14 protein-coding genes are annotated in these 14,614 nt (G+C 66.9%); all 14 read right to left on the minus strand.

The annotated features are described in order from the left end of the window. Positions 1-983: 983 nt before the first annotated feature. The 14 genes from F2Q65_RS14730 to F2Q65_RS14795 all read right to left on the minus strand — a co-directional run bounded on the left by F2Q65_RS14730 (position 984) and on the right by F2Q65_RS14795 (position 14,423). Positions 984-2,381: an endonuclease/exonuclease/phosphatase family protein gene (locus F2Q65_RS14730; RefSeq protein WP_170265750.1), complete on the minus strand. Its 1,398-nt coding sequence runs from the start codon at positions 2,379-2,381 to the stop codon at positions 984-986. Between the two features lie 61 nt (positions 2,382-2,442). Continuing rightward, positions 2,443-3,054 (minus strand): NAD(P)-dependent oxidoreductase, encoded by a 612-nt coding sequence (locus F2Q65_RS14735; RefSeq protein WP_150094174.1) that lies wholly within the window; start codon positions 3,052-3,054, stop codon positions 2,443-2,445. A gap of 54 nt (positions 3,055-3,108) precedes the next feature. Beyond that, positions 3,109-3,513: a helix-turn-helix domain-containing protein gene (locus F2Q65_RS14740; RefSeq protein WP_246156258.1), complete on the minus strand. Its 405-nt coding sequence runs from the start codon at positions 3,511-3,513 to the stop codon at positions 3,109-3,111. 41 nt (positions 3,514-3,554) lie between these two features. Further along, positions 3,555-3,833, minus strand: a complete 279-nt coding sequence (locus tag F2Q65_RS14745; RefSeq protein WP_150094175.1) for a hypothetical protein — start codon at positions 3,831-3,833, stop codon at positions 3,555-3,557. A 993-nt stretch (positions 3,834-4,826) separates the two neighbouring features. After that, positions 4,827-5,234: a tRNA (N6-threonylcarbamoyladenosine(37)-N6)-methyltransferase TrmO gene (gene tsaA / locus F2Q65_RS14750; protein WP_150094176.1), complete on the minus strand. Its 408-nt coding sequence runs from the start codon at positions 5,232-5,234 to the stop codon at positions 4,827-4,829. Positions 5,235-6,351: 1,117 nt separating this feature from the next. Continuing rightward, entirely contained in the window at positions 6,352-6,669 is a 318-nt protein-coding gene (locus tag F2Q65_RS14755; protein WP_150094177.1) for a YebG family protein, read from the minus strand. A 201-nt stretch (positions 6,670-6,870) separates the two neighbouring features. Further along, positions 6,871-7,077 carry a hypothetical protein gene (locus F2Q65_RS14760; protein ID WP_150094178.1) on the minus strand — a complete coding sequence of 69 codons (207 nt, stop codon included), beginning with the start codon at positions 7,075-7,077 and terminating at the stop codon, positions 6,871-6,873. A gap of 1 nt (position 7,078) precedes the next feature. Further along, a complete protein-coding gene (locus F2Q65_RS14765; protein ID WP_150094179.1) occupies positions 7,079-7,651 on the minus strand; it encodes a JAB domain-containing protein in 573 nt (190 codons plus the stop codon). A 130-nt stretch (positions 7,652-7,781) separates the two neighbouring features. After that, a complete protein-coding gene (locus F2Q65_RS14770) occupies positions 7,782-8,870 on the minus strand; it encodes a DUF7146 domain-containing protein (RefSeq protein WP_150094180.1) in 1,089 nt (362 codons plus the stop codon). Between the two features lie 143 nt (positions 8,871-9,013). Continuing rightward, the gene (locus tag F2Q65_RS14775; protein WP_150094181.1) at positions 9,014-9,247 is read right to left on the minus strand and encodes a hypothetical protein; all 234 of its coding nucleotides are present in this window, start codon (positions 9,245-9,247) and stop codon (positions 9,014-9,016) included. Between the two features lie 505 nt (positions 9,248-9,752). Beyond that, the gene (locus F2Q65_RS14780; protein ID WP_150094182.1) at positions 9,753-11,678 is read right to left on the minus strand and encodes a VWA domain-containing protein; all 1,926 of its coding nucleotides are present in this window, start codon (positions 11,676-11,678) and stop codon (positions 9,753-9,755) included. Between the two features lie 134 nt (positions 11,679-11,812). Then, entirely contained in the window at positions 11,813-12,985 is a 1,173-nt protein-coding gene (locus tag F2Q65_RS14785; protein WP_211354051.1) for a DUF3150 domain-containing protein, read from the minus strand. Positions 12,986-13,065: 80 nt separating this feature from the next. Beyond that, positions 13,066-13,455: a hypothetical protein gene (locus tag F2Q65_RS14790; protein WP_150094183.1), complete on the minus strand. Its 390-nt coding sequence runs from the start codon at positions 13,453-13,455 to the stop codon at positions 13,066-13,068. After that, positions 13,452-14,423, minus strand: coding sequence for an AAA family ATPase (locus F2Q65_RS14795; RefSeq protein ID WP_150094184.1), 972 nt, complete (start codon positions 14,421-14,423; stop codon positions 13,452-13,454). Before F2Q65_RS14795 ends, F2Q65_RS14790 begins: the two co-directional genes overlap by 4 nt. Positions 14,424-14,614: the final 191 nt, after the last annotated feature.

Below are 14,614 nucleotides of genomic sequence, written 5' to 3' on the forward strand. Positions count from 1 at the left end.
TCGTCAGTGGAGGACCTGCAGGCCAAAATCGCCGACTTCATCGAGCATTTCAATAAGACAATGGCCAAGCCGTTTCGTTGGACCTACCAGGGTAAGCCTCTCAAGGCTTGAGGCATTCAAACGGTCTCAGGATTTCAAAACGAATGCACTAGTGCCCCTTTAGGGCAGCCTGGGGTCGTAGCCACGTCCACGCTCGTGGCAAGGCGCATCCGACGGAGTCACGCCATAGCGGCGCGCGTCGTAGGACCAGGTGTGGCCACCACCCCGCGCCCGCCCGGCGCGGCACCCGCCACCACCGGCCGACCGCGCCACGCTTGTCGGTAGCGTGGCTCGACGAGGTGAAAACAACCGCTCGCAGCGAGGGGGGTCAGGGAATGGTATCTAAGCTGTACATAAAAACAGCCCATTAGCTCGCTGCCACACGGATGCCAACATGGCCGTCGAGTCACAGGATACCGAGCGGTTCCCGTACTGCCGCCGCTGTCCCGAGCAGACCGCCTCTCTATCAAGTCGTCCAACAGCACCTGGATGCCTGCCTCGCGCTGGCGGCCCAAGACTGCTGGCACGCTCACCGAGCAGGTGCGCCTACGGGCGCTGCGCTGATTCGCCTGCGGTGGGCTAATCGAGCCGCGTGACGTCCGCGATATGCTCGCCGACCCCGACCGCACAAGTGTCCGCTAAACGAGCGGTTGCGGTTCTTCACCGACGCCAGCCGGGGTTCCGGACCTGGGACGGAGGAGACGGGGCGACCTGCAAACCCAATGTCCGCTTTCTCCCCGCGGCACTTGTCCGCAGCTTCGCAGCGTTACCAAATCCTGGTGCTTCAACCGCTCGTCGTCCCGGTGTATCTGAATCATCCTACCGCCGGCGTCTGGTGCAGGTAGGTCAGGTCATTGACCTGCCGCAGCACGAACTCCGCGACATCGGCCCGGCTGATGCGCCCGCCCTTGTTGAAGGACCGGCGCGGCGCCGCCGCACGCGGATCAGTGTGCGTCGATTTCCGTGATCAGGGCAAAAAGCTGATGTTCGATGAACTTGCCCAAGTCCGCCCTCAGCGCCGGACTGGCGTTTTCTCCTAGCTGTTGAGCAAACGCCCGGATTGACGCAATGTCCCGTGAATCAAAAGACGGCGTGACTCCGCGCGCGGCGCTTTCCAGGTCCGGCTGCAGCATTCGGATCAACTTGAGTGCCCTCCAGGTCAACCCGGGCCGGGTAAGCAGTTGGGCGCGCACTTCATCGCTGTGGCGGTAATAGGTGTCGACGAGCTGGCGACCAACGGGCGATGTCGACAGGACATCATCACGTACCACCCGCAGCAGATCGATCCAGCTGGCCCGGTTGGGCTGCTGCGCGAGCGCTGTTTCGGCCGCACAGTCACTCGTCGAGGTTGGTATGGTCAGGTCGGCAAAGACCGGCAGGTGATCAGAGGCAGTCTCGCACACCACGGGTTCCAGTGGGGCACCCCACAGCGGTAGGCCGCCCGCGAGCCCTTCGTCGGCGCAGTCGTAGACCTGGGCCAGAGGCTCCAACGCGCGAATGCTGTCATCGGCCAGCACATAGTCGATCCGTCGTCCGGACTCCGGGCGCGTGGCATCGCTACCGTCGAGTTGCGTGGCTTCAAGGATGGACCCGTGCGGCGCAAGCCAGGCGAATGGGTCGTTCAGAAGGCCCTCATCGGCCAACATCGCCTCGATGTCGGCCCCTGTATCGAAGTCCCCGGGCAGGTCGTCCGGGATGCTGGTGAACACCTCCGGTGTCATTGGGCCGTCGCCAACATCGGCGTTGAGGTCGCCCAGCATCACGAGCGGCGCATCCGGCGCCTGGGGGTCACCCGCTGCTTGACCCATGCGATAGGATTCGATGGCGCGTCGATACTCGTCGGTGTTGGAACTGCCGGATTTGAGATGACTGACGATCATACGCAGTCGGTCGCCGTCGCCTGTGAGCTCCAGCTCGACCTCCAGGATGTAGCGCGTCAGGTCGTTGGCGAGCGGATCGCCGGAGAGTTCGGCCGAGGACCAGTCCTCACTCCAGGTGATAGGAAAGTCTGACAGAAAGGCTGTGCGTTGGCTCCCAAAGGGACCATAGGGGGCGACCACGGAGTAGGTATACCCCAGGTCGAAGGCCAGATCGCCCAGGTAGTCGACGTCATCGGCGCTGACCACTTCCTGGACGGCAACCACGTTGGCGTTGATGCGCGCGAGCACGGCGGCCGTGGCGTCGTATTCCTCGGAGCCCGGCGCCCCAACGGTTTCGACGTTCCAGGTTACGACACGGACGGCTTGGTCGGCGAGGGCATAAGCGGAGACTAGGCCGATCAGCAGGCTGATGAGCACTGCCCGGCGGAGCCGCTTCAGGGAAGGAAGACTTGTTCTGAGCATGAGACCCTCCGAAGGGCATGGGGGCGGGCAATGCATTGCCCGGCTTTTCGTGTTGGCCGCCTCAGCTCACCGCCGGCGTCTGGTGCAGGTAGGTCAGGTCATTGACCTGCCGCAGCACGAACGCGGCGACATCGGCCCGGCTGATGCGCCCGCCCTTGATCCCGCGGTCGAGTCCATGCCGGTAGCGCCCGGTGCGCGGGCCATTGGTCAGGCCGACGGGCCGGACGATGGTCCAGTCCAGATCGCTCGCCTTGATCAGTCGCTCCTGCTCTTCCTTGGCCTGCATGATCGGCTTCAGGGTCAGGTCCATGATGAGCCGAAGTAGCGGATTGAGCTGACCGCGGCTGTCACCCACCCCGAGCGAGGTGACGGCAACCAGGCGGCGCACGTGGTGCGCGTGCATGGCCTTCAGGATCTGCTCGGTACCCACCGCCTCGATCGGCGTTGCGTTGCCGTGGGAGCCGAGCACGCAGATGACGGCGTCCGCGCTCTCGATGCAGCGCGCGGTCGCCTCAGCATCGCGCACGTCCCCGAGATGCAGCACCAATCGCGGGTGCTCCGCGAGCTTACTCGGATCACGCACCAGGGCGCTGACCTGGTGGCCCTGGGCCAGGGCCTGCTCGACCACCTCGCGGCCGGTGCCGCCGGTTCCGCCAAAGACTGCGATCAGCATCAGTGTTCCCCCTTGGTTCCGCGCAATGACACGGCCGGTCCAGTTCCCGCCGCGCTAGCCCCGCAGCTTCGCCCGCGCCCGCCGCTTCCGCCGCGTGGTGTCCTCCATGCTCCCCAGCGCCACATACTCCGCCACCGCCAGCACGACATCCTGCCCGCGCGCATCGGTCGCCCTGTACGTCTCCAGCAGCCGCTCCTCGGTCTCCGCCAGGACCAGCTTCGGTTGATCTTCATCCAGGCACAGCAAGTACGCCGCCGTCACGTCCCCCAGGGCCTCCGCAAGGCTCACTGCGGACTCCACGCTCAGCCGCCTCAGCCCCTGCTCGTAGTCGCTGATTTGGACGTTGTCCACCTGGCCGCCGGTCAAGGCCGCCAGCTGCTTCTGGTTGAGCCCGTGTGCCTCCCGCGCGGCACGCAGACGCTCGGCAATCGCTGCATTCAGTTGCCCTCGTTCGACCACTCAGTCGTCTCCGGTAAGGTTCCGGTCACGCGCCCGCGGGCTCAATGCCGCGGCCAGGGGTTCGCCGGCCCGCGATGCTCGCGCAACTGCCGCTCCAGCGCCGGCCAACCGCGCAGCGCATCAGCGAGCGCCTCCGCCACCGTTCGCGCATCCGCCGACGCCGCCCAGGCCGACACGAAACCCCCGAGCCACCAGCGCTGCGCGACCGCATCGCCGAGGGGCGGGTACAGCAGCCCATCCGCGCATGCGGACAGGTAGGCCGCCTCGCCAGCCTCGAACCAGTCGAGCCCGGGCATGGCCTCGGAGACGCTTTGACGCATGTCCACGTATCCCGTCGGAACACAGCAATTCAGGTAGACTATCACCAGATGGGCGCGCTGAGTAGTCGCAGTGTTATTCGAGCGCGCACGGTGTACCGCGGCGGGGCGAACGCAGCCGCGCGCTGCGCCGGCGGCCCGGTCGCGGCCTGTTAATCTGCACCATGGCCATGTGCCGGAGATGATGAGGATCGCCGATCCGCCCCTTGCGCCTCAGCTCGATAACCACAGCGTCGTCGCGTTCTGCGAGGCCTGCGGCTACTCCGCGGTCTTGGAGTGCGCACGCATCCCTGAGGGGATCGGCACGCGGGCGCTGACGGCGCGGCTTCGCTGCACGAAGTGCGGTGCCCGCAAGGCCACCATCCGCATCTCTATACCGGCGCGGGCGGCTTCCAGTATGGCCCGCATTGACCGCGCGAACAGACCCGAACAGAACGGGTCAGACGACGGAGACGATTCTCAGAGCGGTGTCCCCGGCCGCGGCATCCCGGCGGCTTTGGCGCGAGACGCCATACCACCGAAGAATTTTCACAACCAGCTTTCAGCCGTTGTGAAAATCGCAGTGTCGGCCCTTCCCGTGCAGTGTCGACCGCACCGCGCGACATCGAACGCATCGCCCGGTTCTCCTCACGGAGGGATAGCAACAACACCGTCGCGGAGAGATGCAACGGAGAGAGAGGATGCCTTGTGGTCGCAGTCGGCACCGACGACCGCCAAGACTCATCGGACAACGCGGCTGGCATCGTCCGCATCAGGAGAGTGAGGACCAGAGCGCCGGGGGATTTGCAGGCGTTTGGTGATCGCTGACCTTGACGAAGGTTGCCCGGGTGAGGGACGTCTGGACATCGAACCTCTATATCGGCGCGTGCGTCGGGAACAGTGGATAAGGTCAACTGAACGATCGCCGATCGGCCCGGAAAGGGGCTGCCAGCTCCTTACCTGAGCAGCCAGAAGGCGGGGCGCCCGCGCGGTCAATGCCGGGCGTCTTCGAGGCGGCTAGGGCTTGATGTCGAGCACCGGCGTGTCGGGGAAGGCGTCGATGGCGTCGATCTCGATGCGGTTGCCGTCGACCGAGAGCACCCGACAGCGGCTCATGGCGATCAGATTGGGACGCACGGGCGCGCGCGTGGCGAAGACGCCGCGCAGCGGATTCTCGGGATTGCCGCGGGGGTGCACCTGCAGGATGGCGCGCTGCTGTGGGGTATCGTTGCGGTCAAACCAGTACAGGACCCAAATTGCATCGAGCGCTTCGACGCCGAGCAAGGCGGGCTGGTATCGCTCGTCGACCTCGATGAGGGTCCGGTCGTCGTCTTTTCGGATCCAGCCGATGGGCCGGATCGCGTAGACGACATCCGCTGCCCCCTCGGCAAGGCTCGCGGGACCTGGTAATGCTGCAAGGCCCATGACAAGCGCTGCATGGAAGAAGCCAATCACGCGACGCTGCGCCCGCGTGCGCCAAAGACCAATCGATCGACCTGACGACCTGTCGTTCCATGTCCGGCGTCGCCATGCCTTCATCGTGCATCTGTCCGCCATGTGCTGCCACACCGGTTCTGTTGTGGAGGTCCTGCTATACAAGCCTTCCGGGGACTTGCAGTGTCTAGGTGGTGAGAGCGCTGCCCCAAGGGCGAGGTTATCGCGAAACACCGCGCGTTCCGAGTGCAGGGACCGGGGAGATGATGCTCAAGTGTCGTCGTGAAGCCCGGTATCGACCGTGCGCCCGGACGTGATTGCAACGAATGTAGCCAATGTAGCCAGCCCTGGCGGGAAAACGTGAAATCGCGCCGCAACCACAACCCCTGGCTACATTGGCTACATTGGCTACAAACCTGTGGATAAGTACGCCCTTGGATGCGAACGGTGGTGCAGGTCGCTGATTTTCGGTCAGCATCGCTCGGAAGCGGCCTCTCCTTTGAGCTGGCTACAAATGGCTACAGTGGCTACAAACGATCAAGCGGCTCACGCACGCGTGCTCAGTCGTGCGCCATCGTCCATCAGGAAGGGTCGAGAAGAGGGCAGGGCCTGCAGTGATTCGCTACCGGCTGGACGTCGCACTCGAGGGCAGGCCCGGCGAGCCGGTCGGTTGTAGCCACTGTAGCCAATTGTAGCCAGGACCATCTGAGCGGCGATGCGCCAAAGCCCAGTCCCTCCGATAGGGCGAAATCAACTGCTTACCTCGGTCTTGGATGCGCTTGGACGACGACTGTAGCCAATGTAGCCAATGTAGCCAGGGGGTGTGGTTCCGGCGCGATTTCGCGTTTTACCGCAGATGCTGGCTACATTGGCTACAAACCTGTGGATAAGGACGCCTTCGGACATGATGGGTGTGGTGGGCTGCCAGTTCGGGGCATCATGTCGCGCACCAGGTCCGCCTGGAGGGCTGGCGACAGTCGGCGATGGTGGTCATGCCGTACCCGGCAACCGCTCGATTGGCCCAGACCAGCGCCATCAATCCGCCGCTGGCCGAGCGACAGCAAAGCCAACAGTCGTGTCGTTCCGGCCGGGACGAGCGCGCGATCGATCAGCCCGCGCTGTCCGCGGCACTCTTGATCGGCGTGACGGTCCCCCGTCCGCTCTCCGGCGGCGGCTCGGCAGCACCCTCCGGCGGCTTGCCCTTGAGGATCAGCTCCACGTCGCGCGCATGGCGGGCCAGATGCAGCGTCAGCTCCTCCAACTCGGTATCGGGCAGGTTCGGCAGCACCGAGCCTTCGCGCAGCCACTGCGCGAGGCGCTCGGCGTTCTCCAGCATGCGGTCATAGGCATCGGCGGCCTTCTTGTCGGCGGTGCGCAAACGTTCGACTCCTCGGCTGTCCTTGACGATGTATTCGATCTCGATCATGGTGGCAGTGTCCCCATGGAAAGGCACGTGAGGGGCGAGTATAGCCTGGACGGCCGATGCATCCGGTGATCCCCACCAGCGACTTACAGGCGCCGTGCTATTGCGTCGCACCTTCCTGTTCGCCAGAACGACGAAAGGCCACACCCGGCGAACCGGATGTGGCCTCGTGCGTGCGGTGTTCTGCAGACGATACTCAGTCGCTCACGCGGCCGAATCGAACGCCTCCAGTCCAAAGGGACCGAGCCGCCAATGGCGATCCTCCTCGGCATCGCGATCGCAGAGCACCGCCGTGTGCCGCTCGGGGTCCACCGACACGACGCTCAGCGCACTGTCGTTGGTCCAGTCGATACCAGCGAGAAAGCCCTGCAGGCGCTCCAGGGAATCGGACGTGATCTGTAGGGTTGCCATGTCAGATCCGACCCTCCTTGGCCAGTGACACCGCGCCATCGCGGCCCACCACCAGATGGTCCAGCACGCGGATATCGAACAGCATCAGGACCTCGCTCAGCCGTTTAGTGATCGCCACATCCGCTGTGCTCGGCGTCGGGTCACCACTTGGATGATTGTGTACTATCAAGCACGCTGCAGCGTTGCGTCGCAACGCCTCCTGCGCAACCACGCGCGGATGCACGCTGCAGCCATCAAGGGTGCCCTGGAACAGTTCCACCATCTCAATCAATCGATGGCGTGTGTCCAGGAAGGCGCACAGGAAGATCTCCCGCGGCTCGCGCGCCAGGCGCAGGCGAAAATACTGCAGACTCGTCGTGGGATCGGACATGACCGTATAGCTGACCCTGGGCTCCAGAACCTGCAGGGCGAGTTGGATCACGCTGTCCTGCTCGCGATCGCTCAGGTCAGCTGCCGCCAAGGCTGCAAAGCGGTCGGCGACCTTGGTCGTGTCGCCCACGTTGGCGTCCAGCACGCCGGGCTCGCACAGATCGGAACGGATCGGGTCGGCTTGGAACAGATCGGATTGGCGCATGGGATGTGCCTCCAGGACAGCGGGCACACGCCGCTCCCGCACGGGGAGAGGTGTCCCCGCGGGGTGAATGAAACGCCGCCAACCGCGGCGGCAAGTTATTGACGATCAGGGTTGTCGAATCACGATGCACTCAGGCCGCGATGGCCTGACAAAACGGGTTTCGCTGCAGCCAGACATCGGCCCAGTCGATCCCCTTGGCATCGGCCGGGATCGGTGCAGCGGGCAGGGCAATGCGGACCAGGCAACGATCCGCGAGCCGGTCACGCAGCGCCTCGGCGGCCGTGAGACCCGCCCCAGAGCGATCCTTGTCGGCCCAGAGTGTGAGCCGCTCGATCCGCGCAGGTGGCTGAAAGCGTGCCAGCAGCGTCGCCGAGGAACAGGCCCAGACCGGCTCCCCGGTCATCGCCTGCACGGCGAGTGCCGTCTCGATCCCCTCGGCGACACCCAGCGTCGTTTCCGCCCGGCAGAGCCGGATCGCGCCACCGGCGAGGGTGGCCGTGCCCGCATGCGGCATCAGCTTCTTCGGTGCGACCACCGGCGCCTTGCCGGCACCATCCGCCCGCAGATAGGTGCGATGCAGCGACACCGCCCGGCCATCGGCGGAGCAGACCCGCGCCAGCATGGCCGGAAAACGCCCCAGGCACTGTGGTTTGCCATGGACATCCCAAGACCAGTAGGGCAGGGCCGGATGCAGCCGGATCACACGCGCATCGAGCCCAGCGGCGTCCAGGCCACGTCCAGCCAGATAGCACCGCAATGGCGCGGCGTGTGGATGCTGGGGTGGCAGCGCCTCCGCCCAGAGTCGATGCAGTGCGATCGTTGCCTTGCCGGGATCGATTGAATGCGTCAATCGCTGCGCAGGTCGTGCAGTGATCGGCACGGGCACAAGCCGTCCGCCGGTCAGTCCAAACACGCCGGCCGTCTGCCGCAGCGCCTCGGGAAACGACCAGCCGAACAGCCACTGCAGCAGGGCCAGCCCATCGGGAAAGGCCCCGCAGGTGGCGCAGATACCGCCGCCGGTGGCATCGACATCGGCGAACAGCCGAAAGCCGTCGCCGCGATGGGAGCCAGGGCGTGGGCCATGCACTGGGCAGGGCACATGCCGACCCGGCTGTTGCAGGGCCGGTCCCAGCACATCGCCGGCCAGTGCCGAGAGCACCGCGAGCCAACCGGTTTGGCGGATAGCGGAACGGACATCCGCCGCTTGGATAGGTGACATCACAGACTCCTCTGTCGCATCCAAGTGGACCGTCGTCAGAACAGTCCCACTCAGACCAAGGAATGGCAGTGTGAAAGGGCGCCCGGAGCAGGGACCATGCTCGCGATGGAGCACAGCCACTGCAGCGGGCGTTGTGCGTCGGCTCAGGCCAATGCAGGCAGCGGACGGGCAAACCGTCTGCGCCGCGCAAGCACCTGACGGGTGCGGGTCTCGTCGATGAGCAGCCGGTAGACGGCCTTCACCAGCGAGCGGCTCTCGCGATCCGATGGCGAGGCCATCAGCTCGAAGATCACGGCCTTGGCGTCGGCCAGTTCGGCATCACTGGCGGTGTCGAGGAAGGTGTCGAGGGTGTTCCAGAACTCACGATTCAGGCGCATGGTGTGTCTCCCAAAGTAAACGGGGAGACACATCCCCGGCGGGGAGGTGATCTCCCCTTGGGGTGGTTGAAAGCCGCGCGCAGGCGGCAGGGTGAAAGGACGCGATTGACAAGCCCCGAACGGGGTGGCGACGCAGGGCGTCTTCGGTCGCCGGGTGCGTGATCGGCCGTAGGCGGATCACAGGGAAACTGAGCCCTTTCCACGACTGCCGCCTGTCGGGCGCGACAGTCGTGGAAAAGACTCGGAGCGTCGCCGTGCGCAGTGCGCAACTGCCGACAGCCGAAACGACGTCGAAGTGAGCTTGCACCGGCGCCCTGTCGCTCGCGACCGAGAAAGCTCGGCCAGTGCCCGAGGTGTCGTGTCTCATCAGCGACTGCGCAGCAGGTCAGTTGGCAGGCGCCGTAAGCTGGGCAGGTTATCGGCCCCAGATATCCGACCCCGATATCCGACCAGCAACCCCGCGGAACAGCTCCACGGGATCGCCGGCCGGGTTGGGTCAAGACGCTCAGGCCGCGAGCAACAGCTGCTGCGCCGCGCCGAACAGGGCGCGCTTGAGCTCGGTCACCTCGCTGACGCGCAGTGCCACTGGAAACAGCCACGAGACATCCACATCGATGCCGATGCCGACCGTCTCCAGGTCTGCCGCCCGGCACAGACGCAGGATCTCCCTCGTCGAATCGACCTGGTCCGGCTTGCCATCGGTGAGCACCAGGATCACCCGACGGGTCTGCGGGCGCGCGAGCAGATCGGCGGCGGCGAACCAGAGCGCGCCGGCCATCGGCGTGCTGCCACGCGGCACCTGCAGGAAGGCCCCGGCGCGCGCCCGCGGGCGCTCGCCATGGCGCACCATCAGCGTGAGCGCATCCGCATGGCCGGCCTCATTGGGAAAGGCCGACACCGCCAGCGACACGCCATGGATGCCATCGAGCGCGAGCGCCAAGGCCAGGGCTGCCTCCTGTGCGAGCATGCTGCGGGTCTTCAGTGCGCCGTCAGTGCTCCCGCCGGTGCTCCCGTGGACCGTCGCCCCCATGGAGCCGGACAGATCGAGCAGCAGGTGGAGGGCGGTATTCACCGCGACGCGCTCGCGCTTGCGCGCAAACAGCCGCGGGTCACCCAGTGCGGCCCGATACAGCCGCTTCGGCAGCAGCCGCGGGCCATCACGCCGCGGCTGCGGGCGGTCCAGGCGCGAGGCCTGCACCCGGCCATGCAAGCGCGCTGTCAGCGCGCGCGAGGTCTGCTGCACCGCCGCGAGCAGGTGCATGCCCGAGCGGGCATTGCCCGCGAAGGGCTCACCGCGCGGCAGCACGCACTGGCTGGTGCCAGCGCCGGCGTTTGAAAGCAGGTCGCGCACGGTGCCGAACAGATCACCGGGCAGGTCCGCGGAGGTTGCCGACAGCGCTTGGCGCAATGCCTCCTGCTGGGCGCCCGTCACCGGGCCTTGGTCAGGCGCGGACGGGTCCGTTGCCGAAGCCGCCGAGGTCCCCTGATCCTGGGAACGTGCGGAATGTGCCTGGTCAGGAGTCCCCTGTTCAGGCTGGGCCTGTCCGCCCGAGGTGGCAGCGGCATCACCGCCACCGGTGGCTCCGGCACCGGCGTGCTGACCGTCGGTCCGCGCCATGCGATCGGTGCCAGCGTCGTCGGTCTGCTCAGGGTCCGTCCCGGCACGCGCGTCGCTCCCGCTCGGTGCGCCCTGCGCCTGCGTTGTCTGACCGCCAGCGTCCGCCTGGTCAGCAGCATCGGTGTCGGTCGGCGGATCGCCGCCCGCCTGTTGCGGCGCGGACTGCGGCTCATCCGGTAACGGTTGCTCGGCCTCCAGCAATGCACGGATGCGTCGTGTCAGCGCGACCGCCGCCTGCGTACTGTCAAGCCGGCCGACCTCCGTCAGCAGCCCCTGCAGCCGGTGCACGTTCGGTGCGGGAAACACTGCACGCAGCACCGTCTCGGCGCGTTGTGCTTCAGCGGCCAGCGCCGCATAGCCCAGCACCCGATGACGCAGTGCAAGCAGCAGATAGCTGCTCAGGACGGTCCCCGGATGGGCGTTGGCATCCGGGGCGCTCAGCCCGCCCTGCGCCAGGAGATGCGCGCAGACCGCCTGCAGCGTCTCGCGGGTGCCCGGATAGGGGCCGGCCATGGCCTGCTCGATGCGCACATCCTCCAGGATGTTCAGGATCTGCGCGCTCAGCGCATCACCGGCGGCCGCGGCAGCGTAGACGGCGAAGTCGGTATGGCGCACATGCGCCGCCTCATGCGCCAGATAGCCCCAGGCCACCGGCAGCAGCGCGGAGTCGGCGGGCAGGCTCGGCACGACGATGGTCTGCCCATCGGTGCAGGCCGAGGTGCCGCCGACACGCACGGCGACGCCGAACTTGCGTCCCAGCGCAGCCGCCACGATCGGCATGGCCCGATGCAGGGTCGAGGGTAAGGTCTTCATCATGCGTCTCCCAGAGATGGAACGAGTGCAAAACGGGGGACAGCACGCCCCAAGGGGACGCACTGCCCCCCAGGGGGTTGTGGGAAAAGGCCGTCAGCGCCCCGGCGGGGTCCACTGACGGCGGTTCGATGGCGTCAGAACCAGAAGTCCTGCACGCCGATGGGCTCGGGTGGTCCCGAAGGCGCTGTCGCGGTGACAGGCGCCGCAGCCGACGGCTCGTCGAACAGATCATCGAAGTCGGTGACCGGCTCGGCCGCGTGCGGGTCCATCGCCAGGGCTGTGTCAGCGTCAGGTCGATGCGCATCGCCCGGATCGGCGCCACCGTCGGTCGACGCGTCAGTGTCGGCCTCGGCGTCAGCGTCGGCCACGGCAGCGCGTTGCCCAGCGGCGAGCGCCTGGGCATCGGGCATCAGCTCGCTCAGGGCGAGGATGCCGGCACCGTGCCGCGCCATGGCCTGCGCATCGCCGACCAGGCGCATCAGCGCCCAGCCTTCGAGAAACAGGCTGCCGCCGATCGGACCGCTCTGCGGTAGCCGCCTGAGCCAGTCGCGCAGCGCCCGCACCACCGGATCGATCCGATAGTCCGCGAAGCTCAGCGCATTGAGCTTGTCGTAGATGCGCCGGAAGGTTCCGACCGCCCGCTGCGACAACCCATCGCGCCCCAGGAACGATTGCTCCAGGCTGCGCGCGACCTGCTCGACCTCCGAGAAGATGGTCTCGCCGACCGCGGCCAGATCCTCTGCCAGCGTGTCCTCGGCAACCATCTCCGCAGTCTCGATCCTGAGGGCCAGCACGCGAAAGCGCAGTTGCCCGCGCACCACCTCGACCGGATCGATGGCGTTGCGAATCGCCTGCTCCCAGGTGGGATAAGCCGCGCACCAGGCATCGATGTGGCGGTCGTAGTCGGCGAGGAAGTCCTCGGCCGCCGTGCGCGCCTCGGCAGTGATGGCCGTGGCCTCGGCCAGCACCGCGGCGGCATGGGTGTTGGGCACCAGATAGCCGCTCAGAAACCGCGTGCCGACCGCCAGCAACAGCCGCTCGATGTGACGGCGCTTGCGGTGAAACACCCGCAGCGCATCCGGGTCGCAGACCTTCTTGCTCCCCAGCGAGACCAAGCCGTCGGGCGGCAGGGCGGCGCCCATGCGCAGGTCCTCCGGGCGCAGCTTCTTGCGCCCCGACCAGATGTGATAGTCGATCAGAAACAGCGTCATGGCGTTGGTCAGACGCAGTCGCTGTGCGGGTTGCTCCGGATGCATGCCGGAATCCATCTCGGTCCCTGCCAGGGACTCGGTCGTGTCAGTTGTCATCGGAGACTCCTCGCGGAGCGGCACTGGGACGCCAGGCGGCAGGCCAGACGTCGCGGCACCGACCCGTCGGTTGGGATTGCTCAGAACCAGAAGTCGTCCCGGCCGGCGGCGATGCCGGACAGATCGACCGGTGGGAGAGGCGTTGTCGGGGGCGCGTTGGCCGCCGCGCTGAAGTGCGGCGTCTGCTGTCGGCTTGAGGCGTCCTGCGGGCGCACAAACGGCTGAAGCACCCCCTCGTGCAGCACGGCATCGCCGAGGAGCCGATAGCCCTTGTGCTGCTTCTGCAATGCACGGCGCTCGATCAGCGGACCCTCGCGGGGCGGATAGACCCGCCGCTGCGCACGTGTGCCGCTGCGGCCCCAGGCCACCTCGACGCCGCCCGTGGGCAGGCGTCGCCAGGCCCAGTCCTTGGCGCTGCCATCGGCATGGGTGAAGCGATACAGGGTCCAGCGCGGAGCCTCGGCGCTCATGCCGGCGCACCCCACAAGGCCCCGAGCACATCGGCGGCGATGCGGTGGATTGCCGCGCGCTCCTCCGCCGCAGCGCGGGCCGTGAGTGCCTGATCGAGCGCATAGGCGAGCGGATTCGGCGCGCCCTTGAAGGTCACCGTCAGTCGCGCCCAGCGCACCAGCGCACGCGTGGAGAGCGTCAGCGTCAGCTCCCCGCCCGCGGGCTGGGCCATGCCGTCGGGCGACTGCTCGCCGAGAAACAGCCGCCGCACCTCGTTGGCGACGACGATCAGCTTCTCGGCGATCTCCCGTGGCAGCTCCGGCACCAGCGCATCGAGCAGCGACTGCTCCACCGCCGCCTCCGGATAGCTCACCGTGAGCACGCGAAAGCGGTCGAGAAAGGCCAGGTTCTGCCGCAGCACGCCCTGATAGAGGCCCGTCGCATCGCCGGCGCCGGCACTGTTGCCGGTGGCGATGACACGGAACTTGGGGTGCGCTCGGATCAGCTCGCCGCCGTTCTGGGCGATCGTCAGCGGCGCGCCCTCGACGATGTCGTTGAGGCCGGCCAGCTCGGCGGGGTCCATCAGATCGATCTCGTTGAGGATCAACAGATGGCCCTCGCGTGCGGCCACGGCGAGCGGGCCATGCACGAAGACCGTGCCGCCCGCGATCAGCTGAAAGCCGCCGAGCAGGTCACCGAGCTCCATGCGCCCGTGACAGCTCACCTCCTGCACCGGCCAGTGCAGCCGGGCGGCGATCTGGCGCACCAGCGAGGTCTTGCCGCAGCCGGTTGGGCCGGTCAGCAACAGGCCGTCGCCTTCGGCGGCGCGCAGAAAGGCCAGCACGGCATTGAGCCCCTGGCGAAACACATAGGGCTGCGTCACCGGCACCTGCGGATGGCCGGTGTCGGCGAAACCCTCGATGCTGAGCCCACGCGGGGCCTTGACGTCGAAGGTGCTCGCCACATCGAAGCGTTGGGTGGTGGACATGCGTCGCGCTCCTCTCAAACAGGGGAGACGCCGATCCCCCGCGGGGAGTGCATCTCCCCAGGGGGTTGAATGAAGGCAGCCAAAAACTGCCGGGTGAAAGGTCGGGTCTTGTCAGGCGCTCCGACGGGCGCACGGGGAAACCGTTGCGGTCTGCCGCAGGAGACCGAGGCTCATAAAGACTCGCTCCCCTG

This window comes from Thiohalocapsa marina, assembly GCF_008632335.1.
Classification (GTDB): Bacteria; Pseudomonadota; Gammaproteobacteria; order Chromatiales; family Chromatiaceae; genus Thiohalocapsa; species Thiohalocapsa marina.

Bases quoted from the DNA above. Each gene is read 5' to 3' on its own strand.
- F2Q65_RS14730 (WP_170265750.1), bottom strand. From the start codon at position 2,381: ATGCTCAGAACAAGTCTTCCTTCCCTGAAGCGGCTCCGCCGGGCAGTG.
- F2Q65_RS14735 (WP_150094174.1), bottom strand. From the start codon at position 3,054: ATGCTGATCGCAGTCTTTGGCGGAACCGGCGGCACCGGCCGCGAGGTG.
- F2Q65_RS14745 (WP_150094175.1), bottom strand. From the start codon at position 3,833: ATGCGTCAAAGCGTCTCCGAGGCCATGCCCGGGCTCGACTGGTTCGAG.
- tsaA (WP_150094176.1), bottom strand. From the start codon at position 5,234: ATGGGCCTTGCAGCATTACCAGGTCCCGCGAGCCTTGCCGAGGGGGCA.
- F2Q65_RS14755 (WP_150094177.1), bottom strand. From the start codon at position 6,669: ATGATCGAGATCGAATACATCGTCAAGGACAGCCGAGGAGTCGAACGT.
- F2Q65_RS14760 (WP_150094178.1), bottom strand. From the start codon at position 7,077: ATGGCAACCCTACAGATCACGTCCGATTCCCTGGAGCGCCTGCAGGGC.
- F2Q65_RS14765 (WP_150094179.1), bottom strand. From the start codon at position 7,651: ATGCGCCAATCCGATCTGTTCCAAGCCGACCCGATCCGTTCCGATCTG.
- F2Q65_RS14770 (WP_150094180.1), bottom strand. From the start codon at position 8,870: ATGTCACCTATCCAAGCGGCGGATGTCCGTTCCGCTATCCGCCAAACC.
- F2Q65_RS14775 (WP_150094181.1), bottom strand. From the start codon at position 9,247: ATGCGCCTGAATCGTGAGTTCTGGAACACCCTCGACACCTTCCTCGAC.
- F2Q65_RS14780 (WP_150094182.1), bottom strand. From the start codon at position 11,678: ATGAAGACCTTACCCTCGACCCTGCATCGGGCCATGCCGATCGTGGCG.
- F2Q65_RS14785 (WP_211354051.1), bottom strand. From the start codon at position 12,985: ATGACAACTGACACGACCGAGTCCCTGGCAGGGACCGAGATGGATTCC.
- F2Q65_RS14790 (WP_150094183.1), bottom strand. From the start codon at position 13,455: ATGAGCGCCGAGGCTCCGCGCTGGACCCTGTATCGCTTCACCCATGCC.
- F2Q65_RS14795 (WP_150094184.1), bottom strand. From the start codon at position 14,423: ATGTCCACCACCCAACGCTTCGATGTGGCGAGCACCTTCGACGTCAAG.